This window comes from Paraburkholderia silvatlantica (assembly GCF_003096715.1).
Lineage (GTDB): Bacteria > Pseudomonadota > Gammaproteobacteria > Burkholderiales > Burkholderiaceae > Paraburkholderia > Paraburkholderia silvatlantica.
The window spans coordinates 1-22,149 of record NZ_QEOL01000045.1; the positions used below are offsets into that span (position 1 = coordinate 1).

Sequence of the window (22,149 nt, forward strand, 5' to 3'; positions counted from 1 at the left end):
ATGGGGGTAAGAGTCTTCGCAAAACGCATGGTGTTTCCTTTGTCGGCAAGCATGGGTTCACTGCTGTGGCGTGCATACCGGCCAGGCTCGCCCGCATCTCTCGCTGCAAGCGCGAGCCAGGCGGCCGGTTCACGGCTCTTGTTTGTATTGCGTGTGGGCTCCTTGTAAACAGGCGTGGTGTCGACCGAATCGCTCCGAATGGTTAAGCGCCGGGGCGATTGCCAGAGGCGACTGAAGGCGAATGTAGGAAGCCAATAACGGTCCGTCTTGACCGTTTTCGACGCCAACCGCGCGCATTTCTGCATAGTGCGGCGTGCGCGGCCCGCGTGGCGAGCCCTGCGTCCGGCGGCCGCGCCCGCCGCGTCGATTCCGCCCGGGTCTGGAAAAGTGCATTCCAGAAATGGCACTTAGTCGCAAAATTTCGATGTTTGAAACTCCCCTCCTGCAATGCAACACGCTTATCGGCCTCCGGTTCGACCGGCTGGGCGCATAAGCGGAACGGGGGCGGCGAATGCCGCGATTTCGCATCGACGGGAGAACAGAATTGAATGCAAAGCTGGGGGGATGCCTGCTCGTGACACTGATCGGCAGCAGTGCGGCCTACGCGCAGAGCAGTGTCACGCTCTATGGGAAGATCGAAGACGGGCTCAACTTCACGAGCAACGCGCGGGGCAACTCGGCGTGGCAGCTGGAGAGCGGCTACGACTACGGGAGCCGTTGGGGCTTGAAAGGCACGGAAGATCTCGGTGGCGGCGTGCGCGCGCAGTTCCAGCTGGAAAATGGCTTCGACGTGAACACGGGCCATAACGGGCAGGGTGGCCGCCAGTTCGGCCGCCAGGCCTGGGTCGGCCTTTCGTCCGATCGATTCGGCGCGCTGACGCTTGGCCGCCAGTACGATCCGAGCGTGGACATGTTCTCGCCGATGACGGCCAACGGCAACTGGACCGGCTACATCTTTGCGCACCCGTACGACAACGACAACACCGACTACTCGTTCCGGGTCAACAACTCGGTCAAGTACGTGTCGCCCACGTATCGCGGCTTCACGGGCGAAGCGATGTATGGTTTCAGCAACGAGGCTGGCGGATTTTCGAATAACCGCCTTTATGGCTTCGGCGCGCAATACGTCAATGGCGGTCTTTCGCTCGCCGCTTCGTACCTGAAGATGAACAATGCGACCAGCGCAACGACCGCGGACGCGAATCCGTCGGGCGCCGTCACGAGCGACAACACGTTCAACGCGAGATCGCAACAGAATATCGGCGTGGGCGTGAACTACACGTTCTCCAACTGGCTGCTCGGTTTCGCGTATTCGCACGTGGATGTCTACGATCCCACCGCCAACGCTTACTTCACCTCCGATGGCGGCAACACGCAGCCGGCCGGCGGCGTATGGCACGCGTGGAAGTTCGACAACTTCGAAGTGAGCGCGCTGTACCACTTCACGCACGCGCTCTACCTGGGTGGCGCTTACACGTACACGCAGGCTCACTTGACAGCGAGCACCGGCAGCTACAATCCGAAGTGGCATCAACTGAGCCTGAAGCTCAATTACGACCTTTCGGCGCGTACGTCCGTGTATCTCGAAGGTGCGTACCAGCGGGCCGTGTCCGCGAACACGGGCACGCAGTTCGACTACGCGAACATTCCCGGCTCGGCGGACGTCTCTTCGGGGCAGAACCAGATGCTGTATCGCATCGCGCTGATTCACGGCTTCTAAAGCGCGGCTCCCCGCTTCTCGCACGGTTCTTTACACGGGGCCGTGCGAGCCAGATCGCCTGCATCGCTTTCGATCGGAAAAGAGCCTGATTGCCTCCTGTCTGTCGTGCCGACAGGCTGCGTGCTTCGCCAGCGCCAACGTCCAGTGACGGCGCATGTGCAACGAACGAAGGAAGCGGCTGGAGTGGCTCCGCACGCAGACCTCACGCGCCCACATCAATCAGGCACATCGGCCCCACCCGTCGCGGCGGCAATCGCGTCGTCGCCTTCTGCCCAGCCTCCGCCCAGCGCGAGATACAGCTTGACCGTGGCCAGCGCAGCGTCCGTTTGCGCCTGCGCCAGCGCGTCCTCGCGCTGCAACGCGTCGATACGCGCATTGAGCACGTCCTCGAGCGTGCGCTGTCCGCCTTCGTACAACTGCCGTGCGCTCTGCGCATTGCGCCGCGCGAGGTCGAGCGACGCGTCGAGCCGCGCGCTGCGCGCGTCGAAGCCGTGGCGCAGACCGTACGCGTCATCCACTTCTTCGAGCGTTTGAAGCAGCGCCTTGTCATGCTGCGCGAGCGCCGCCTGCAAGCGCGCATCGTTCGCGGCGACGTTGGCGCGCAGGCGTCCCGCATTGAAGATCGGCAGATCCGCGCCCACGCCGATGAGCCCCCCGGCGCCCGACAAGCCCGGCAATCCGTCGAGATGGATATGGCCGTCGAGGCCGATGAACGAGAGATAGAAGCGCGGAAAGAGATCGGCCTTCGCGCTGCCGAGCCGGGCCGCCTGCGCGCGCACGAGCGCCGCGCTCGCCCGCACGTCGGGACGGCGTTCGAGCACGGAAGACGGCACCTCGCCTGCGGGCAGGGCCGGAACTTCCAGTGCACCGGGCGTGCCGAGCGGCATGGCGTCTTGCGCGGCGCGGCCCGTGAGTACCGCAAGACGCCGTTCGCGCACGGCGATCTCGCTCACGAGGAGCGGCCGCTGCGCTTCCTGGCGGGCGATCTGGTCGTCCACGCGGCCCAGGTCGTAGCGCGTCGCCTGACCGGCCGCGAAGCGCGCGCCGGCGTAGTTTCGCAGTGCGCGCAGCGTGTCGAGACTGCGATCGAGCACCGCGAGCCGCCGTTGCAGCCCGCGCGCCGCGAGGTAGTTTTGCGCGACTTCGCCGGCGATCGCGATGCGTGCCCCGCGCAGTTGCTCCTGCGCCGCGTCGGCCATCGCGGAGGCGGCTTCGGCGTCGCTCGCGCGGCGTCCGAACACGTCCACTTCCCAAATCGCGCTCACGCCGCCCGCCCACGCATCGAGGTCCGGCGAATCGTCGGGGGCGCTGGACGGATCGCGCAGATTGCCGAACCCGTGCGCGGCTCCCGCCTGCGCGGACAGCGAAGGGTAGCGCGCCGAATCGGCCATCGCGGCGATCGCGCGCGCCTCGCGCACGCGCGCCTGCGCTGTGCGCAGGTCGTCGTTCGCGCGCAGGGCGGCCTCGACATAGGCGCTCAACTCGGGGTCTTGCCACGTCCGCCACCAGTTCGAGAGATCGGCTGAAGCATCGTGCGCGGGCGGCACTTGCGAGAATGCGGCGGGAACGTCGCGCTGCGGCGGCACGTCCACCTCGACGAGCGAGGTGCAGCCCGCAAGCGCAGCGGCGAGGCACAGCGCGCAGGCGTGCAGGGTCATGGAAGGGGGCGAGGGATGACGTGGATGGATCATCGCGGTTCAGCCTTGTTGCGCGAGCATGGAGCGAAAGCGTGCGAGCGCGAGCAGCAGAAAAAGGGCGCCCGCGGCGCTCACGCCCGTGAGCTGCGGCCACACGATGTCGAGGCCTGCGCCCCGAAACAGGATGGCCTGGGTCAACGACACGAACTGGGTGGTCGGAAGCAGCTTCACGAACGGCTGCATCGCGACCGGCATGCTTTGCACCGGCGTGGCTGCGCCGGAGAGCAGATACGCGACCGCGTAGGTCGGCACCGCAAGCAGTCCGAACTGGGGCATGGCGGGCGCGAGCGTGGCGAGCCACATGCCGAGCGCCGTGACGGAAAAGAGGTACAGCGCGGTGCTGAGCGCGAAAAGCCCGAGCGAGCCCTGTAGCGGCACGCGCAGCCACAGATTGACGACGAGCACGAGCGAGAGCAGCGACACGACAAAAATGACGAGTCCGTTCGCGAGGATCTTCGCGACGGCGATCTCGCTTGCGCGCACGGGCATCACGAGCAGATGCTCGATCGTGCCGTGCTCGCGCTCGCGGATCACGGCCGCGCCTACGAGAATGATCGAGAGCACCGTGATGTTCACGACGATCTGCATGCTGGAGGTGAACCAGTACGATTCGGTGTTCGGGTTGAACAGCACATGCACCACCGCGTGCGCGGGCAATTGCGCCTGCGCGTTGCGGGTGTGCAGGAACGCGAGCGTTTCGGCGACGAAGATCTGCTGGAGATACGCGGTGCCGAGCCCCGCCTGGGTCATCGCCGTCGCATCGACGAGCACCTGCACGCTCGGCGCGCGGCCAGCAAGCACGTCGGCTTCGAAGCGCGGCGGAATTTCGATCGCGAAGATGTAGGTGCCGCGATCGAGCGCCGCGTCGATGTCGCGCCGCTCGACGTCCACGGGCGGCTTGAAGTAGGGCGGCTGGATCGCCGCGCGCAGTTGCCGCGAAAGCTCCGAATGGTCGGCGTCGACGATGGCGACCGACGCGTTCGAGACTTCGGCCTTGATGCCTTTGGCGACCGAGTACACGGCGAACGTAAAGGCGAACACGATCAGCGCCATCAGCGTGGCGTCGCCGAACAGGCTGAAGATCTCCTTGTGCGCAAGCCGGGCGACGTTTCTGAACCATTGCAGCATCGACTATGCCTCCTGCTTCGGCAGCAGGCACCACGCGCCGAACAGATAGGCAAGCGCGAAGCCGAGCAGTGCAACATACATCGTGCCGAAGCTCGCCATGCCAAGCCCTTTCGTGAAGCTGCCGAGGCTCACGAGCTGGAACCACGAAGAGGGAAAGCCGACGCCGGCCCAGTAGCTGGTGCCAGTGAGCGTGGAAACCGGGTAGAGCAGCCCCGAGAAGTTCACGGAGGGAATGAGGCAGAGAATCGCCGTGCCGAAGATCGCTGCGACCTGCGAGCGAACGAACGTCGAAACGAGCAGGCCCAGCCCCGTGGCGGCCAGAACGAACAGCAGCGCGCCGATGGACAGCGCGACGAAGGAGCCCTTGAGCGGCACGCGCAGCACCGTCACGGTCAGCACGACCAGCAGCAGATAGCTCAGCATCGCGAGCGCCGCATACGGTATCTGCTTGCCGAGCAGATACTCCCCCACGCTCGCAGGCGAAGCGTAGAGGTTCGTGATCGAGCCCATTTCCTTTTCCCGCACGACGCCGAGCGCGGTCAGCATGGTGGGAATGAGGATCAGCGCGAGCATGATGATGCCCGGCGTGATGGCGTAGATGCTTCGGAACGTTTCGTTGTAGACGAAACGGGTTTCGACGCTCATCGGCAGCGCGGGCTGCGCGACGGGCGCGCGCGCCATCTGCGTGCTCACGTAGCGCAGCAGCACGGCGTTCACGTAGGTGTCGATCGTCGCGCCCGGAAACGGGCTCGATCCGTCCACGTAGAAGGCGAGTTCCGGGCGGCGGCCGGCCAGCAGGTCGCGGCCGAAGTCCGGTGGAATCTCGACCACCAGCTGCGCGTCGGCGGCCTGCAAGAGGCGTCCCGCGTCGTCGTCGCTGCGCGCCTCGCCGGACGGCACGAAATAGTGCGAGCCCGCGAACTGTTCGACTAGTTCGCGGCTCGCCACGGTGCGATCGCGGTCGAGTGTAGCGAAGCGCACGTTGTCCACGTCGAACGAGACGCTCCATGCAGCGGCGAGCAGCAGCACGATCGGGCCTAGCAGCGCGAACGCGAGACGCAGCCGGTCGCGCGCGAGTTCGAGCGTTTCGCGGCGCGTGAATGCCCAGATGCGCGCGAGCGGCGGCACGGCGGCAAGCGCGCCGGCCATCATGGACGCGCGCCGGGGCGCTTTGGCCGCCTTCCCTGCATCGGGGATCGGCGCGCACGCAGCGGCGCCCTTCGCCATGCCGTTGGATTGCGCTTCGTCGCGCTGCGCGTCTTCGAGCCAGGCGACGAACGCATCTTCCAGCGTCGCCGCGTGGCGCGCCTCGCGCAGCGCCTCGGGCGTGCCGACCGCGAGCACGCGTCCGCGATGCATGAATGAGATGCGATCGCAGCGAGCGGCTTCGTTCATGAAGTGCGTGGAGATGAAAATGGTCACGTGCGCTTCGCGCGACAGCCTGGCCAGATGCCGCCAGAACATGTCGCGCGCACCGGGATCGACGCCCGAAGTAGGCTCGTCGAGAATCAGCACTTCCGGCCCGTGCAGGCAGGCGGCGGCCAGTTGCAGCCGCTGGCGGATGCCGAGCGAAAGGCCGGCCGGGCGCTCATCGCCATACGGCGCGAGTTCGAAGTCCTCGAGCGAGCGAGCGACTGCGCCTTGCGCGCGCTCGCCCTCCATGCGGTAGAGCTTCGCGTGCAGTTCGAGGTTCTGGCGCACGCTCAGCTCCTCGTACAGCGAGAACGACTGCGACATGTAGCCCACTTTCACGCGCGTGCTCATGTCGGTGGCCTTCACGGGCTTGCCGAGCAATGTGGCCGTGCCTTCGGTCGCGTCCAGCAGGCCGGTCAGCATTTTCATCGTAGTCGTCTTGCCGCAGCCATTCGAGCCGAGAAAGCCGAAAATTTCGGCGCGCTCGATGCGAAAGCTCACGTGATCGACGGCGACGAACGAGCCGAAGCGCCGCGTGAGCCCGACAGCCTCGATCGCGGGGGGGCCCGCAACGGGCTCGCGCGGCGCAATGACCAGCTTGCCCGCATCCCCGCGCTTTTGCTGCGGCAGGAGCGCGACATAGGCGGCTTCGAGGTTCGGTGTCCCCGCGCGGCGCAGCACCGCTTCCGTGCTGTCGCTCACCAGCACGCGGCCGTCGTCCATTGCGACCAGATGCTCGAAGCGCTGGGCCTCTTCCATGTAGGCCGTCGCCACGATCACGCTCATCCCCGCGTGCTCGCGCCGCAGGTCGTCGACGAGGGTCCAGAACTGCCGGCGCGACAGCGGGTCGACGCCCGTGGTCGGCTCGTCGAGAATCAGCAGGTCGGGGTTGTGCACGAGCGCGCAGCACAGGCCCAGCTTCTGCTTCATGCCGCCGGACAGCTTGCCGGCGGGCCGGCCGGGGAAGGGAGCGAGGCCCGTCGCGTCGAGCAGCCGGGCGATGCGACGGGCGCGCTCGGCCTCGGCGAGTCCGAACAGCCGTGCGAAGAAGTCTACGTTTTCGTAGACCGAAAGAGTCGGATAGAGATTGCGCCCCAGCCCTTGCGGCATGAACGCAACGCGCGGCAGCACGCGCTCGCGCGCATCGCGCACGCGCAGGTCCGCGCCGAGCACGCTCACTTCGCCGTGCTGTACGCGCTTGACCCCGGCGATGAGACCGAGCAGCGTGGATTTGCCCACGCCGTCCGGGCCGATCAGGCCGATCGTGGTGCGCGCGGGCAGGACCAGCGAGACGCCGTCGAGCGCACGCGTTGCACCGTACTGGTGCGAAACGCCTGCGATGCGGATCGCTTCGCCATCCTTACGAAGCTCTGCGACTTCGTCCACAAGCGCCATCGACTAGCTCCCGCGTACGGCGAGCGCTTCGGGCCACGGGCGCGCCGGATCGACGCGCACATAGCCTTCGCCCGTCATTCCGCCCTTCAGCCGCGAGGCCAGCTTGCGCGCAACGTCGAGCGGCAATTGGAGCTTCACGCGGTACATGAGCTTCGCGCGCTCACTATCGGTTTCGACATACTTGGGCGTGAACTGCGCGTCGTCCGACACATAGCCGATGCGCGCGGCAATGGGCTCGCGAGGGAACGCGTCGAGCACGATGCGGGCGTCCGCGCCGATGGCGAGCTTGCCCGCCTGCGGGCCGGGCAGAAAAATCGTGAAGTAGATGTCGTCGGGATTGAGCATCGACACCACGCGGCCGCCGGCCGGGAGCACCGTGCCGACCTCGACCACGCGATATTCGACGCGCCCCGCGAGCGGGGCGCGCACGGTCGTGTCGTTGAGCACGGCTTGCAGCCGTGCGATCTGGGCATCGGCTTCCGCAATGGCGGACTGCGCTTCGGCGCGCGCCGCGCGCGCGGCGCTTTCGCCCGCCCGCGCACCATCCAGCGCGAGGCGGCGGCGATCGCGCTCGACCGGCGAAATCTGTGCGGCGTCGAACAGTCTGGTTGCCTGCGAAGACTCGAGTTGCGCGAGGCGCACCTGCGCGCCGCTTGCGTCGAGCTGCGCGGCGGCGCGGGTGGCGGCGCCCGCCGCGCGCTCGCGGGCGGCTTTCGCCGCGTCGAGTTGGGCGCGCAACTCGTCGTTGTCCTGACGGGCAACGACGTCGCCCGCTGCGAGCACGTCACCCTCATGCACCGGCAGATCGACGATACGGCCGCCGTACTTCACCGCCACATCGACGCGCGCGAGTTCGAGCCGACCGTTTGCGTGCGCAACGTTATCCGGCAGACCCCGCCCCTGGTTGCGCTGCCAGACGACTGCCGCGCCGATCGCCGCAACGATCGCGACTGCCGCGAGCGTCCAGCCAAGCTTCTTGTCCATCAACTACCCTGCGTAGCGTGTTGAATGTGCCCCATGACATTCGAGCCATGAATATACGCGGGCCGCCGATTTCATGGCGCGCGAATGGCCGGCGGTGGGCGCGTGAGGCATGGCCGGCCATTCGGTGTGCTGTCGATCGCCCGCCGCCTTGCTAAACCAGCCCCGCCGCCTCGCGTAGCTTGCCGCCGTCGAGGAGTTCGATTGCGCGCGGACCTCTGCGCAGAATCGCACCTTCCGCTTCGAGCGCATTGAGCGCACGGCTCACCGTTTCGATGGTCAGGCCGAGATAGTCGGCCATGTCGCGACGGCCCATCGGCAGCGTGAATTCGTCTTTGCCGCCGCCGGATTGCGCGCCCACGTGCTCGACCCACAACAGGAAGCCCGCGAGCCGCGCGCTGGCATGCTGCTTCGAGACGGTGATGGCATGACTCTGCGACGAGCGCAGTTCATGACATAGTTTGCACAACAAGCCGAGGTTCAGGCGCGGATCGCGTTCGAGTATCGCCTCCAATGCCTTGACGGGAATCTGGTACGCAAGCAGGGGCGTGAGTGCCTGCGCGGTCGCGACATAGTGGCCGTCGACGCTGAGCCCGAGCAGATCGCGTGGAAACAAGAACGCCGTGACGTGGCGGTCGCCGTTCGGCTGCAACTGAAACGTCTTGGCGACGCCGCTGATCACGTTGTAGACGAACTTTGCCTCGCCGCCCTCGGCGTACAGCATCGCGTTGCGGCGCACGCTCACGAGTTGCGAAATGGCCATCAGCGCGTCCTGGTCCGTGGCGGAGAGCAACTCGACCGCCGCTCCGTCCCCGACCTTCTGGAACGGCGCCGCATAAATGGACGGCCGGTAGCGAGACGGGGGCGCCACCGGCGTCTGCGCATCGTTTTGCTCCGCGATTTTCTTTTCGAACACGTTCATGACCCGCCTCTTTCCCTTTTCCTTGTTCTCATCCGGCGCGCGGCACGCCGGTTGCGTCGTCCACGATGCCCGGCTCGCCTGTCTGCACCGATGTTCCCGCCGTGCCCGCGGCGAGGCGTGCGATGTCTGCAAGCGCGCCGATCGACGCGCGTCGGCCGGTGCGGCGCGCGAAATCGCTGGCGGCCTCGACCTTCGGTCCCATGGACCCGGCCGCGAAATCGTACGCCGCGAGCGCGTCCGGATGCGCTCGGCGCACGCGGCGCACGTGCGGCGTGCCCCAGTCCAGATAAACGCCGTCTACGTCCGTCGCGATCACGAACAGATCCGCTTCGATCGCGCGGGCCAGCAGCGCCGCGCTGCGATCCTTGTCGACGACGGCCTCCACGCCATCATATTGTCCGCCCGGCGTGCGGACCACGGGCACCCCGCCGCCGCCCGCACAGATCACAATCGAACCTTGTGCGAGCAGCGCCCGCACCGCATCGAGCTGGAGAAACCGCTGCGGCGCGGGGCTCGGCACCACGCGCCGAAAACCGTTGCCGTCCGCGGCGACGCTCCAGCCGTGCGCCTGCGCGGCGGCGCTCGCCTCGTCATGCGTGAGTATCGCGCCAACGGGCTTATCCGGCCGCGCGAACGCGGCGTCGGCGCGGTCCACTTCGACCATCGTCAGCAGGGTCGCGCACGCGCGCGGCTCGTGCATCTGGTTGCGCAGCTCAAGTTCGATCAGATAACCGATCATGCCTTCGGTTTGCGCGTCGAGCACGTCGAGCGAAAAACGCTGCGCCGGCGGCGCGCTTGCGCCGAGCGCGGCCAGCAGCCCGACTTGCGGGCCGTTGCCATGCACGATCACGAGTTCGTTGCCCGGCGCGACGCGAGCGAGCTGCGCTGCCGCGTCGCGCACGTTGCGGCGCTGCGTCTGCGGCGTCATCGCCTCGCCGCGCCTGAGCAGCGCATTGCCCCCGAGGGCGACCACGATGCGCATGCCGTTCCCCTCAGAGCGCAAGCGTCGCGACCAGCACGGCCTTGATCGTATGCAGACGGTTCTCGGCCTGCTCGAACACGATCGATGCCTCCGACTCGAACACCTCGTCGGTCACTTCCACGCCATCATGCAGCCCATAGCGCTCGGCGAGTTCTTTGCCGACTTCGGTATGCGAGTCGTGAAACGCAGGCAGGCAGTGCATGAACTTCGCGCGCGGATTGCCGGTTTTCGCGAGCAACGCGGCGTTCACCTGATAAGGCAGCAGTGCGTTGATGCGCTCGCCCCACTTTTCCGGCGGCTCGCCCATCGACACCCATACGTCGGTATAGACGAAGTCCGCGCCCTTGACCGCCTCGCCGGGCTCGTCGGTGAGCGTCAGGCGCGCGCCCGTTTTCGCGGCGATCTCGCGGCATTGCGCGATCAGTTCGTCGCGCGGCCAGAGGTTGCGCGGCGCGCACAGCCGCACGTCCATGCCGAGCTTCGCGCCTACGGTCAGCAGCGAATTGCCCGTGTTGTTGCGCGCGTCGCCGATATAGCAGTACGCGATTTCGTGGAGCGGCTTGTCGCTGTGTTCGCTCATCGTCAGGATATCGGCGAGCATTTGCGTCGGGTGGAACTCGTCGGTGAGGCCGTTGTAGACGGGCACGCCCGCATACTTTGCCAGTTCCTCGACGACTTCCTGGGCGTAGCCGCGATACTCGATCGCGTCGTACATGCGGCCCAGCACGCGTGCGGTGTCCTTCATCGACTCCTTGTGGCCGATCTGCGAGCCGGCCGGGTCGATGTAGGTGACGTGCGCGCCCTGATCGTGTGCGGCCACTTCGAACGCGCAACGCGTGCGTGTCGAGGTCTTTTCGAAGATCAGCGCGATGTTCCTGCCCGTGAGGCGCGGCGTTTCGGTGCCCGCATAGCGGGCGCGCTTGAGGTCGCGGGAGAGATCGAGCAGATAGCGGATCTGGCGCGGCGTGTAGTCGATGAGCGTCAGGTAGCTGCGATTGTGTACGTTGAACATGGTGACGGTTTTTCGTGAAGGGGTACGCGGCTCAGAGGGCGATGGGGTCGCGCTCGATCGGGCAACTGAGGCAATGGCTGCCGCCGCGCCCGCGCCCTAGTTCGCCACCCGGGATCTCGATGACTTCGATGCCGGCCTGGCGCATCTTGCGGTTCGTCCACGTATTGCGGTCGTAGGCAAGCACCACGCGGCGATCGAGCGCCAGCACGTTGTTGCCGTCGTCCCATTGCTCGCGCTCGCTTTCATAGCTGTCGCCGCCCGTGGTCAGCACGCGCAGCGAACCCACGCCGAGCGCATTCGCCACGACTTCGAGGAACTTGCCGTCGTGGCGCTCGTAGCGGATCTGGCCGAGCGTATCGCCGGCGTAGAGGCTCGTGCAGCGGATCTCGTCGGCAATGCCCGGATAGATGCTCACGAAATCGGCGTCGAGGAACGAGAACACCGTGTCGAGATGCATGTTCGCCCGCGCCCTGGGCATCTGGCAGGCGATCACGCGCCTCGCGCCATGGCCCGCGAACAGTGCGCGCGCGACCTGGGTGACCGCCTGCGGGCTGGAGCGCTCGCCCATGCCGATCAGCACGACGCCGTTGCCGATCGGCATGACGTCGCCGCCTTCGAGCGTTTGCACGCCGTGATCGCGGTCGGGGTCGCCCCACCATGTGCGCACCTTGCCCGCGAAGCGCGGATGGAACGTGTAGACCGCCGCGAGCAGCAGCGTTTCCTTGCGGCGCGCGGGCCAGAACATCGGGTTCAGTGTGACGCCGCCGTAGATCCACGCGCTCGTGTCGCGCTGGAAGATCAGGTTGACGAGCGGCGGAATCACGAAGTCGGAGCGTTCTAGATAGCCGCCAAAAAGCCCCCGCGCGTCGAACGGCAGATCGGATTTCGCCACGCCGCCGATCAGCGCGTCGGCAAGACGTTGTGCAGGCAGCGACTCAAGCCAGAGCCGCAACTCGCGCAGCATGCCCGTGCCGACTTCTTCCTCGGTGATGCGGCGGTCGAGAATCCAGTCGCGCGCGTTCGGGTCGAGGCAGACCTCGGCGAGCAGATGATGGAATTCGAGCACTTCGACGTCGCGTTCGCGCAGCACGCGCACGAATGCATGATGATCTTCGATGGCCCGGTCGACCCAGATCACGTCGTCGAACAGCAGCGCGCCGCAATTGCCGGGAGTGAGCCGGCGGTGCGCGAGGCCGGGCGCGCACACCATCACGGTGCGCAGCTTGCCGGCTTCCGAATGAACGCCGAAAGGCATGATCAGTTCTCCTGTGCGAGGTTATTCGATGACGACGTAGGTATAGAGGCGCGTGCGCCCGTCGTCGCCTGTTTGACGGTAGATGCCCTGGATTTCGTTCTCGAAGCCCGGAAAGCGGTTGCCGCCTTCCTCGAACACGCGGAAATAGTCAAGCATCGGCTGGGCGCGCGCGTCGTAGCGCTCGCCGGGCACGACCACGCCGATGCCGGGCGGGTAGACGAGCGCGAGCGTCGCCGCGATGCGCCCGCCAATCTGCTCGATGGGCAACAGTTCGACGTCGTTGCGCACGAGCGCGTGCATTGCGTCCTGCGGCGGCATGGCGGGTTGCGGAAAATGCTCGGCGCGAAATTGCTCGCGCTGAAGGGCGCTCACGTTGCATTCGCGATAGAACGCATGCATCTGCGCGCACAGGTCGCGCAGGCCGACACCCGCGTAGCGCTCGCGATGCGCGGCCACGAACGTGGGCATCGCGACGTCGAGCGGCGCGTTGTCGTCGTGTAGCTGCTTGAAGCGCACGAGCGCGGAGAGCAGCGTGCCCGCTTTCGACGATTCGAGGCCGGGCGTGAGCAGGAAGAGGATGCTGTTCAGATCGTTCTTCTCGGGCACGATACGCTGGCCGCGCAGGAACTCGGCCAGGACCGGCGCGGGAATGCCGTGCTCCGCGTATTGCCCGCTCGCGCGGTCGAAGCCGGGCGTGAGCAGGGTCAGCTTGTTGGGATCGGTCATCGCGTAGCCGGGCGCGAGCGGGCCGAAGCCGTGCCACGCGGCGTTCGGCGCGAGTTCCCAGCAGCGCGGGTTCGAGGCCAGTTCGTCGGTCGGCAGATCCTCCCAGCGTCGCGGTGCGTCGTCTGCGTTCGCGGGGTCCGGCGAGCACCCCTGCGCGAATCCGGGTGCGAACTCGGGCACGAACGGATCGAAAAACCAGCGCCGTGCGGGGTCGGTTTCCGTGGCCGCGTACTCGTCGCGCAGCGCGCGGATTTTCTTGCGGAGTTCGATGCCGAGCCGGATCGTGTCGTCCCACAGCACTTCGCCGGAACGCCCGCGCATCATCTGCGCGCCCACGTCGAGCGAAGCAAAGAGCGGATAGAACGGCGACGTCGACGAATGCTGCATGAACATCTCGTTGAAGCGCCAGTGATTGATCTGGCGGCGCTGGCCGTTCAGGTGCGAGTCCTTGATGTGGATTTGCGAGGCTTGCGAGAAGCCTGCGAGCTGCTTGTGCGTCGATTGCGTCGCGATGATGCCGGGCGCGTTCGAGTCGAGCCCGTCCACGCCCATCGCAAAGCGGCCGCGAAAGAGCGGATGAAACTTCATGAAGCCCGCCCACGCTTCGTCGAACACGATGTAGTCGCAAAGCGGCCCGAGCTTCTCGACGATCAGGCGCGCGTCATAGATCGTTCCGTCGTATGTGCATTGCTCGATCACGGCGACACGGAAGGGGCGCGCCCGCGAGGCCGCCTGCGTGTCGCTCACGAGCGGATGGCGGCGGATCGACTCGCGAATCGCGGCTTCGTCGAGCGCGGCGAAGTCGATCGGTCCGATCAGGCCGTGCGCGTTGCGCGTGGTCGGCAGATAGACGGGAATGCCGCCGGCCAGCAACAGCGCGCCGTGGTGTGCGGCCTTGTGGTTGTTGCGATCGAACAGCACGAGGTCGCCTGGCGCGACGAGGGCGCTCAACGCGATCTTGTTCGACGTGGACGTGCCGTTGAGCACGAAGTAGGTCCGCTCGGCGCCGAAGATGCGCGCGGCTGCCTTCTGCGCCGCGAGCGCCGGGCCCTCGTGCACGAGCAGGTCGCCGAGGCTCACCACGGAGTTGTCCAGGTCGTTGCGAAACACGGCTTCGCCCAGATGCTTGACGAACGCGCGGCCGATCGGACTTTTCTGGTAGAACACGCCGCCGTTGTGGCCGGGGCAGGTCCACATCTGGTTGGCTTCGCCCGCGTAGTCGACCATCGCGCCGAAAAACGGCGTCTTGAGCGAAAGGGCATAGTTGTGCAGATGCCCCACGAGATTGCGCGCGACAAACTCGGGCGTGTCCTCTTCGACGAACACGTAGCCGCTCACGAGGCTCAGCACGTGCACCGGAATCTCTTCGAGCAGATGGCGCTCGGCGAGGATGAACACCGGCACGTCCAGGCCGCGCTCGCGCACGAACTGCACGAACGCCTCGACTTCGTTTTCGGGCTCGGCCACGGACCATTCGATGACGATGCAACCGATCGCCGCGTCGCCGCGCACGGCGCAGCGGGCGTCGGCCGTCGTCGCCATCTGCGCGACCTCGTAGCCTTGCCGCGTCAGTTCGGCAACGATGCGGCCGATGCGCGACTGGGCAAACGTATTGGGCTGCGGCGCGGCGCAGCAGAACAGGAAGCCGAATAATCTATCGTACGACATGAAGTCACCTCGTCAGGATACCGATCGAAATCAGCCGACGGAAACGATACCTTTGGCAAACAGCACGAACGCGACGATCGCCGCGACGACCAGCACGACCACGGCCACGCGCTCGCGCGCGGTGAACACGGGCGCGTGCGGGTCCTTTTCGCGCTGCGCATACCAGAACACGGGAATGCCGGCCACGAAGAAGATCGTCGACATCAGCAGATAGGTCGGGCCGGCGGCATACAGGAGCCAGGCGGAATACGCCGTGCCAAGCACGCCGGTCCACAGCGACGCGCGCTTGCCTTCGCCTGCGTGGATCTGGAAGCTCTTTTGCGTCGCGCATTTCCAGAGGAAGCCGGTGCTCGCGAGATAGGGCGGCAGGATCATCACGCCCGCAACGCTGATGAGCCACATCCATGCGTCGTGCGCGAACAGCACGACGAACATCATCGCCTGCATGACGGCGCTGGAGAGCCACAACGACGGCGCGGCCGCGTGATGGCGGTTCTCATGCGAGAGCAGGCGCGGGAAGATGTTGTCCTTCGCGGCAGCGAACGGCAGTTCCGCGACGAGCACGGTCCACGCGAGCCAGCAGCTCAGTACCGAGAACAGCAGCGCGACGACCACGAAAATCGCACCCCAGTGCCCGACCAGGTGTTGCAGCACGTACGCAGACGAAGGGTTCTGCAATCCGGCGAGCGTTTTCTGCGGCATGACACTGAAGGGCAGCGCCGAAAGCAGGAAATACAGCGTCGTGCACACCGCAAGGCCGATGAAGGTCGCCGTGCCCACCTGATGCTGATTACGTGCGCGATCCGAAACGACCACCGCGCCTTCGATGCCGATGAACACCCACAGCGTGACCATCATCGTGCTCTTGACCTGCGCGAGCGTGCCGCCCAGGTGCTGCTGCTGGCCCCATATGTCGAACGTAAACTGGCCTTTCTGGAAGAACAGCGCGATCACGACGATCGCCACCGAAAGCGTGACAATGTTCACCACGCTCGCCATCGAATTCAGAATGGCGGTGCGCTTTACGCCCGAGAGCACCATGAAGTGCATGGCCCAGATCAGCAGGGAGCCGCCCAGTATCGACTGCCAGTTCTTGCCGTCGAGCGAGGGAAAAAAGTAGCCGAGCGTTTGCATGATGAGCACCGCGAACGCGACGTTGCCGAACGCGGAGCTCAGCCAGTAGCCCCATGCCATCTCGAATCCCGCGAACTTGCCGAAGCCTTCGCGCGCGTACGAGTAGATGCCTGCGGTCAGGTCCGGCCGCTGGTCGGCGAGTGTGCGAAACGAGTTCGCGAGAAAGAACATGCCGACGAGCGTGACGAGCCACGCGATGGCGATCGCGCCGAGGCCCGCGCCCGCCGCCATGTTCTGCGGCAGATTGAAGGCGCCGCCGCCGATCATGGAGCCCACGACGATGCCGCTCAGCAGCACGACGCCGAGCTTGCGCGAGTCCGGGCCGCCGCCCCCGGCGGCGGGGCCGGGCGGCTGCGAGGGCGCGGTCAGGCCAGTTTTTTCCGCGATTGGTTGGCTCATTTTCGTTCTCCGGGAAAGGGGGCCGGCGGCTTGGCGCCGCCGCTCGGCTACAACGCGTGTGAGAAGGGTGCGAGAAGGGTGCGTTCCGTCGAATCAGTTGCGGTTGGGCGAAGCGCCGGACGTCACGACGCTCAGCCGGTACGCGCCGTTTTCGACTTCGACGCCGTGAATGTCGTGAGTGAAGCCCGGAAAAGCGCGATCGAACGCTTCGAGCGCCTTGAGGTACGCGAGCGCGGGGCCATCGTCCGCGCCAGCGTTCTCGCCCGGCATGAGCAGCGGAATGCCCGGCGGGTAGGGCACCACGCCCGTGGCGAGCGTGCGGCCCGCGAGCGCGTCGAGCGCGACTGTTTCGATGCAGCCCTTGACCAGTTGCTCGTACGCCTCGGCCGGGCTCATGTCGGGCACGGGCAAATCCGCGAACGCATGCGCGAGCCGGTCCGTCGAGCGCAGATCGCGCATCGTTTCGAACATCGCGGCGGCGAGATCGCGCAGGCCGAGACCGGCGTAACGCGTGGGATGCTCGCGTACGAGCGCGGGCAATGCTTGTTCAAGCGGCGCGTTGCTTGCGTAGTCGCGGTGGAATTCGAGCAGCGCATTGACGAGCGTGCCCCACTTGCCCTTGGTCACGCCAATCGAGAACAGGAACAGGATCGTGAAGTCGGTCGTCTTTTCGACGACGATGCCGCGCGCGTCCAGGTAGCTCGTGACGACGGATGCGGGAATACCGGTTTCGGCCAACGCGCCGGACGTCTGCACGCCCGGCGTGACGATCGACACCTTGATCGGATCGAGCATGCAATAGCCGGGGTCGAGCCCGTCGAAGCCGTGCCACGCTTCGCCCGGCTCCAGCGTCCAGCACGACGCGTCGGTGCCGAGCCGCTCCGGGTCTGCGAGATGAAACGGCACGCTGCCGCCTTCGGCTTCGGCGTCCCTGATCGATTCGGGCTGCCAGGCATTGAAGAACCAGTCGCCGCGCTCGGCAAACTCCGTGTGCAGGCGAGACATCATCTGCCGGAATGCGATCGCCTCGTGAATCGACTCCGAGGTCAATGCGTGGCCGCCGGGGCCGTCCATCATCGCAGCGCTCACGTCGTTCGAGGCGATGATCGCATACTGCGGCGAGGTCGAGGCGTACATCATGAACGCCTCGTTAAAGCGCGCATGCTCGATCGGGCGGCGGCCGTCGCGCACGTGGATCATCGAAGCCTGGGAGAGTGCGGCGAGCAGCTTGTGCGTCGATTGCGTCGAGAACACTGTGGGGCGCGAAGCGTCGTGAGCGCCCGGCTCGCCGTGCATCGCGAAGCGGCGCGCGTAGATCGGGTTGAAGCGCGCGTAGCCGTACCACGCCTCGTCGAAGTGCAGCCGGTCCACGCGCTCGCCGAGCAGTTCCTCGACGCGGGCGATGTCGTAACACAGGCCGTCGTAGGTGGAATTGGTGACGATTGCGTGCACGGGCGTCGGGTCGACGCCGTCACGCACGAGCGGATTGGCGGCGATGGCCGCTTCGAGCGCGGCCGCCGCGAGCCGTGCGGGCGGGATCGGCCCGATGATGCCGTAGCGGTTGCGCGTGGGGAGCAGCCAGGTCGGTATCGCGCCGGAAAGCGTCATCGCGTGTTCGACGGACTTGTGGCAATTGCGGTCGCACAGCGCGACCTGGCCGCGCGTGACGCTCGCCATGAGGATCACGCGATTGGACGTGGAGGAGCCGTTGGTCACGTAGTAGGTGCGATGCGCGCCGAACACGCGCGCCGCGTAGCGCTCGCCTTCGCCTATCGGGCCGGAGTGATCCAGCAGCGAGCCAAGTTCGCCCACCGAGATCGACAGGTCCGAGCGAAACAGTTCCTCGCCGAAAAAGCTGAAGAACGCGCGGCCGACCGGCGACTTGAGGAACGCGGTGCCGCCCGTGTGGCCGGGCGTATGCCAGGAGTATTCGTAGACCTGGGAGAACGCGACGAGCGCGCGGAACATGGGCGGGAGCACGCGCTCGCGGTAGCGGCGGATCGCCGCGAGAACCCGCCCGCCGATGAAATCGGGCGAATCCTCGTGCAGCCAGATGAAATCGTCGACTTTCTCCATCGCTTCAGCCGGGATGGCCGAGGCTGCCTGACGGCTCGCGAGCAGGAAAACCGGCAAGTGCGCGTTGCGCAAGCGCGCTTCGCCAAGCACGCTTATGGCACCTGCGTGCGTGGGGTCGTCGTGCAGATCCCAGTCGAGCAGCAGGCACTGGATCGAAGCGTCGGCGGCGAGCGTTGCGCGGGCGTCCTCGGCGCCGCGCGAGCGGACGACGTCGATCTGGCGGCTGGCGAGATCCTCGTCGAGCATGCGCTCGGCGCGGCCTGCGGCGGTGGACTCGGCGAATTCGCCGCTGACGAACAGCGCGCGCATGGGGAAGCGGTCGGTGATCGTGCGGATCATGGGCGGATCCCGGAAGACGGGTGGTCGAACGAAGGGCGTCGCGCGGACTGCCGCGCGCGGGCGGCGCAGCGGGGCGCGAAGGCAGGCGTGGACGAAGAGGGCCCGGTGCGAGGCCGGACGGTTAGCGAGGCGACCGCCGCGGTGGTGCGTGAACCCATGTACGAAGCGCTCCCCATCCTTTTTGCGCGCGCGGCAGGAACGCGCAGACACACGATGCCGGCTTGCGCTGGCGAATCGTGGGTCTGCCATGGCGAGTCACGACGCGGCGAAATGCTTGATTTGGTCGATCGAAGGTTCGATCGGATCGCATCTGCGGTGCAGCCTCCGGCCGGGGCGTGAAACGACCGGCCGTCCGGCGGTATGGCGACTGCTGCACCGGTGGGAGAACTGACAGCGCAAAGGCACCGGAATCTTAGTCCCCGGGGGCGGCTGCGAGCATTGATTGAAATCAAAAGAAGCCTACAGCCATGTAGGGGGTATTCGCAGTCGGTGTAGGTGGTCGGCCGCCCATTGCCTGGTGCTTGTTGCTGATTGGCTGGAGGCGATAGCGGAGGGGCAAACGCGCTATGAGCCGGCGAACGCCGGAATTTGTCGTGTGGCGCGGTCGGGATCAATGCAGCGCCGGCACATGATCGTCTTTGCACCCCCACCGCAACTTTCCGGATGCTTGCGGGCGTATCCCGATGTTGCAGCCGGTTTCACTGCGCCGGAGCGACATGTCGAGCAGATCGGCGACGGCGACGATATCGCGATTCGTTATGGGCGCCTGGTGGACGTGTCGCTCATTGCGAGGAAACTGTCCGGGACCGGATTCGTGTTCGCCCAGGCGCGCGGTTATCAAATTGTAATCAGGGTGTCGGGGAGGACCCGCTAAAACCGCCGCGCCTCATACGCCTCGCCCACCACCGCTGTTTCATCCGACGCATCGCGCAGATCGTCGAGATCACGGCCGCGCGTCTCCGGCGTGGAAAACGTCGTCACCACACCGATCACGCTGAGGATCACCACATACGCCGCCAGCGGAATCCACGCGAGAACGGTGCCTTGCGCGCCACCCCAGCGCAGGGTCGCCCACGCGATGATGGACGCGCCGATGAGCGGCGCGACGCCCCCCGCGATAACGGCCGACACTTCACGTCCCACGGCGACACCGGCGTAGCGGTGCTGTGCGCCGAACAGCTCGGGAAGCAGCGCGCCCTGGGTGGCGAACATGCCCCAGACCCCGGCCAGCGTGACGCAAAGCATCGCGATGCTCGCGCTCGCGTTGCCGAGACTCAGCACCCACCAGGTCGGAAAGGCCAGCACGAGTTGATACAACGCGAAGGCGCGATAAACGGGAACGCGACCGTACCGGTCGCTCAGCATGCCCGCGAGCGGAATGACGACGGCGCCCGATACGCCCGCGAGGAGCAGCGCGACCGGCCCGATCGGCCCTTTGAGGCCGGTGGCCGTCGCCATGTAGCTGATGGCGAGCGACTGGTAGATCGACGATCCGCCGTTCTCGGCCATGCGCAGGCCGATGACCTTGAACAGCGTCGGCTTCGCATGCGTGACGAGATGCTTCAACGGGCTGTCGTTGACCTGCTTGCGCGCTTCGAGTCGCGCGAACGACGGCGACTCCTTGAGCTTCAGACGTATCCAGATCGCCACCGCGATGATGACGGCGCTCAGCAGGAACGGCACGCGCCAGAGCCAGCTTTGCGAAATGTCCTCCACGCGCACCAGCGCGAAGTAGATCGCGGCCGCCATCACCGTGCCGAGCAGTACGCCCATGAATGGCAGCGCCGCGAAGTATCCGCGGCGTTTCGCGGGTGCGTATTCGGCCATCAGCACGGCGGCCCCGGCTTGCTCCGCACCTGCGCCGAGCCCTTGCAACAGGCGGCAGCCCACCAGCAGGACGGGCGCCCAGACCCCGGCGCTCGCATAAGTGGGCAGCAGGCCGATCAGCGTGCTTGCCACGCCCATGAGCAGGATCGTCGCCATCAGGACGAACTTGCGGCCGTAGCGATCGCCGAGCGTGCCGAAGACGATGCCGCCCACAGGGCGGATCGCAAAGCCGAGGAAGTAGGCGCCGAAGCTCGCGATCAGGCCCATGGCGGGATCGCTCGACGGGAAGAACAGCGGCCCGAAGATCAGCGCCGACGCGAGGTTGTACAGCGCGAAGTCGTAGTATTCGAGCGCGCTGCCGAGGGACGCCGCCCACGCCGCGCGGTACAGGTCGGCGGTCGCGACCGCGTGCCGGGCCGAGCCCGTGTTGCCGGGGCCGGCGCTCGGAGCGGCGGCGGTGGGGTGGGGGTGTTTCATCTCGTCTCCTCCAGATTGGGTACCGCTGCGGGTCGGCTCGCGATGCGCCCTTGTCTTGATGCAAGGTGCGCAATCTCCGGCCCGTTTTCCGGCTTCGTTACGGTGCGCGCCGGTTAGCCGACGCGGGCAATTTCGTCGAGCAAGGCCGTGCTCATGGCGTCGAGGGGCGCCGCCTTGCCCGTGTACAGCTCGACCTGTCCGCAGAATTGATGCAACAGCATGCGCGTGCCGTCGACCACCCGGCAGCCGAGGGCGGCGGCGTCGCGTATGAGCTTCGTGCGCACGGGAATGAAGGCGGCGTCCATCACGAACAGATGCGGCGCAAGCTGTTGCGCGCGCAACGGATTGACGTCCGGGGCGCGAAAGCCCGCCGTCGTCGCATTGACCACGCCGTCGAAGGCGGCCGGATCGAACGCGCCCAGGTCGCCGCCAAATGCGAGGCCGAAGTCGTCGGCCAATGCCTGACCGCGCGACTCGGTGCGATTGAATACGCTCGCCCGGGCTCCCGCGCGTTGCATGCCCCAGGCGATGGCGCGTGCGGCGCCGCCCGCGCCGAGCAGCGCAATGCGGCGGCCATCGAGCGGCGTGGCCTCTTCGAGCGCGCGCACCGCGCCCACGCAGTCCGTGTTGTAGCCGGTGAGGCGGCCGTCGCGATTGTCGATCGTGTTGACCGCGCCAATCGCGCGTGCGGTTTCGTCGAGCGCGTCGAGATAAGGAATGACGGCCTGTTTGTGCGGCATCGTGACGTTCAGTCCGCGAATGCCGAGCGTACGCATGGCATTGACCGCACCGGCGATGTCCTCCACGCCGAAGCTCACGAACGTATAGTCCACGCCGAGCACCCGGTACGCGGCGTTGTGCACCTTGACGTTGAACGTGAACGGCTGGCCGGCGAGCGAGCCGCAAAGGGTGGGAATCGAGTGAGGCATGATCGTTGGATGTTGACGATAAAAACGAATGTGCGGCAGGTGGTGATTTCAGCGCGGCATCGTGCGTAG

Annotated in this window: 16 protein-coding genes; 2 read left to right on the forward strand and 14 right to left on the reverse strand. The window is 66.4% G+C overall.

Annotation, left to right across the window (positions count from 1 at the left end; all coding sequences use genetic code 11):
• Positions 1–287 (reverse strand): hypothetical protein (locus tag C7411_RS37925; RefSeq protein WP_207786586.1); only part of this gene is annotated, 287 nt, incomplete at its 3' end.
• 257 nt (positions 288–544) lie between these two features.
• Here C7411_RS37925 and C7411_RS35735 point away from each other — a divergent pair.
• Positions 545–1,720: a porin gene (locus C7411_RS35735; protein WP_243413464.1), complete on the forward strand. Its 1,176-nt coding sequence runs from the start codon at positions 545–547 to the stop codon at positions 1,718–1,720.
• A gap of 215 nt (positions 1,721–1,935) precedes the next feature.
• Here C7411_RS35735 and C7411_RS35740 read toward each other — a convergent pair whose 3' ends face one another.
• From C7411_RS35740 to C7411_RS35790, 11 genes are all read right to left on the reverse strand, one after another.
• Positions 1,936–3,411 (reverse strand): efflux transporter outer membrane subunit, encoded by a 1,476-nt coding sequence (locus C7411_RS35740; RefSeq protein ID WP_181431420.1) that lies wholly within the window; start codon positions 3,409–3,411, stop codon positions 1,936–1,938.
• Between the two features lie 6 nt (positions 3,412–3,417).
• On the reverse strand, positions 3,418–4,545 hold the full coding sequence (locus tag C7411_RS35745; protein WP_110388875.1) for an ABC transporter permease: 1,128 nt from the start codon (positions 4,543–4,545) through the stop codon (positions 3,418–3,420).
• A gap of 3 nt (positions 4,546–4,548) precedes the next feature.
• Positions 4,549–7,353, reverse strand: coding sequence for a ribosome-associated ATPase/putative transporter RbbA (gene rbbA, locus C7411_RS35750; RefSeq protein ID WP_110388876.1), 2,805 nt, complete (start codon positions 7,351–7,353; stop codon positions 4,549–4,551).
• Positions 7,354–7,356: 3 nt separating this feature from the next.
• Positions 7,357–8,337 (reverse strand): HlyD family secretion protein, encoded by a 981-nt coding sequence (locus tag C7411_RS35755; RefSeq protein WP_110388877.1) that lies wholly within the window; start codon positions 8,335–8,337, stop codon positions 7,357–7,359.
• Between the two features lie 151 nt (positions 8,338–8,488).
• On the reverse strand, positions 8,489–9,256 hold the full coding sequence (locus tag C7411_RS35760) for a Crp/Fnr family transcriptional regulator (protein ID WP_110388878.1): 768 nt from the start codon (positions 9,254–9,256) through the stop codon (positions 8,489–8,491).
• Positions 9,257–9,284: 28 nt separating this feature from the next.
• Positions 9,285–10,238: a carbamate kinase gene (locus C7411_RS35765; protein WP_110388879.1), complete on the reverse strand. Its 954-nt coding sequence runs from the start codon at positions 10,236–10,238 to the stop codon at positions 9,285–9,287.
• 10 nt (positions 10,239–10,248) lie between these two features.
• On the reverse strand, positions 10,249–11,250 hold the full coding sequence (locus C7411_RS35770) for an ornithine carbamoyltransferase (RefSeq protein WP_110388880.1): 1,002 nt from the start codon (positions 11,248–11,250) through the stop codon (positions 10,249–10,251).
• Between the two features lie 31 nt (positions 11,251–11,281).
• Positions 11,282–12,505, reverse strand: a complete 1,224-nt coding sequence (locus tag C7411_RS35775) for an arginine deiminase (protein ID WP_181431421.1) — start codon at positions 12,503–12,505, stop codon at positions 11,282–11,284.
• 21 nt (positions 12,506–12,526) lie between these two features.
• Positions 12,527–14,899, reverse strand: a complete 2,373-nt coding sequence (locus C7411_RS35780) for an Orn/Lys/Arg family decarboxylase (protein WP_110388882.1) — start codon at positions 14,897–14,899, stop codon at positions 12,527–12,529.
• A 30-nt stretch (positions 14,900–14,929) separates the two neighbouring features.
• On the reverse strand, positions 14,930–16,432 hold the full coding sequence (locus C7411_RS35785) for a basic amino acid/polyamine antiporter (RefSeq protein WP_110388883.1): 1,503 nt from the start codon (positions 16,430–16,432) through the stop codon (positions 14,930–14,932).
• A 93-nt stretch (positions 16,433–16,525) separates the two neighbouring features.
• Positions 16,526–18,847: an Orn/Lys/Arg family decarboxylase gene (locus tag C7411_RS35790; RefSeq protein WP_243413465.1), complete on the reverse strand. Its 2,322-nt coding sequence runs from the start codon at positions 18,845–18,847 to the stop codon at positions 16,526–16,528.
• 442 nt (positions 18,848–19,289) lie between these two features.
• Between C7411_RS35790 and C7411_RS37245 the strand changes: the two genes are divergently transcribed.
• Positions 19,290–19,721: a type 2 periplasmic-binding domain-containing protein gene (locus C7411_RS37245; protein ID WP_133253758.1), complete on the forward strand. Its 432-nt coding sequence runs from the start codon at positions 19,290–19,292 to the stop codon at positions 19,719–19,721.
• Here the strand turns inward: C7411_RS37245 and C7411_RS35800 are convergent.
• Positions 19,718–21,151 (reverse strand): MFS transporter, encoded by a 1,434-nt coding sequence (locus tag C7411_RS35800; RefSeq protein ID WP_243413466.1) that lies wholly within the window; start codon positions 21,149–21,151, stop codon positions 19,718–19,720. The genes C7411_RS37245 and C7411_RS35800 overlap by 4 nt on opposite strands.
• A gap of 113 nt (positions 21,152–21,264) precedes the next feature.
• Positions 21,265–22,080: a shikimate dehydrogenase family protein gene (locus C7411_RS35805; RefSeq protein ID WP_110388885.1), complete on the reverse strand. Its 816-nt coding sequence runs from the start codon at positions 22,078–22,080 to the stop codon at positions 21,265–21,267.
• Between the last annotated feature and the right edge of the window lie 69 nt (positions 22,081–22,149).

Excerpts from the sequence above, each read along its gene's own strand:
- C7411_RS35765 (WP_110388879.1), bottom strand. The coding sequence starts at position 10,238 with ATGCGCATCGTGGTCGCCCTCGGGGGCAATGCGCTGCTCAGGCGCGGC.
- C7411_RS35755 (WP_110388877.1), bottom strand. The coding sequence starts at position 8,337 with ATGGACAAGAAGCTTGGCTGGACGCTCGCGGCAGTCGCGATCGTTGCG.
- C7411_RS35760 (WP_110388878.1), bottom strand. The coding sequence starts at position 9,256 with ATGAACGTGTTCGAAAAGAAAATCGCGGAGCAAAACGATGCGCAGACG.
- C7411_RS35780 (WP_110388882.1), bottom strand. The coding sequence starts at position 14,899 with ATGTCGTACGATAGATTATTCGGCTTCCTGTTCTGCTGCGCCGCGCCG.
- C7411_RS35805 (WP_110388885.1), bottom strand. The coding sequence starts at position 22,080 with ATGCCTCACTCGATTCCCACCCTTTGCGGCTCGCTCGCCGGCCAGCCG.
- C7411_RS35800 (WP_243413466.1), bottom strand. The coding sequence starts at position 21,151 with ATGAAACACCCCCACCCCACCGCCGCCGCTCCGAGCGCCGGCCCCGGC.
- C7411_RS35740 (WP_181431420.1), bottom strand. The coding sequence starts at position 3,411 with ATGATCCATCCACGTCATCCCTCGCCCCCTTCCATGACCCTGCACGCC.
- C7411_RS35775 (WP_181431421.1), bottom strand. The coding sequence starts at position 12,505 with ATGCCTTTCGGCGTTCATTCGGAAGCCGGCAAGCTGCGCACCGTGATG.
- C7411_RS35790 (WP_243413465.1), bottom strand. The coding sequence starts at position 18,847 with ATGATCCGCACGATCACCGACCGCTTCCCCATGCGCGCGCTGTTCGTC.
- rbbA (WP_110388876.1), bottom strand. The coding sequence starts at position 7,353 with ATGGCGCTTGTGGACGAAGTCGCAGAGCTTCGTAAGGATGGCGAAGCG.
- C7411_RS35785 (WP_110388883.1), bottom strand. The coding sequence starts at position 16,432 with ATGAGCCAACCAATCGCGGAAAAAACTGGCCTGACCGCGCCCTCGCAG.
- C7411_RS35770 (WP_110388880.1), bottom strand. The coding sequence starts at position 11,250 with ATGTTCAACGTACACAATCGCAGCTACCTGACGCTCATCGACTACACG.
- C7411_RS35745 (WP_110388875.1), bottom strand. The coding sequence starts at position 4,545 with ATGCTGCAATGGTTCAGAAACGTCGCCCGGCTTGCGCACAAGGAGATC.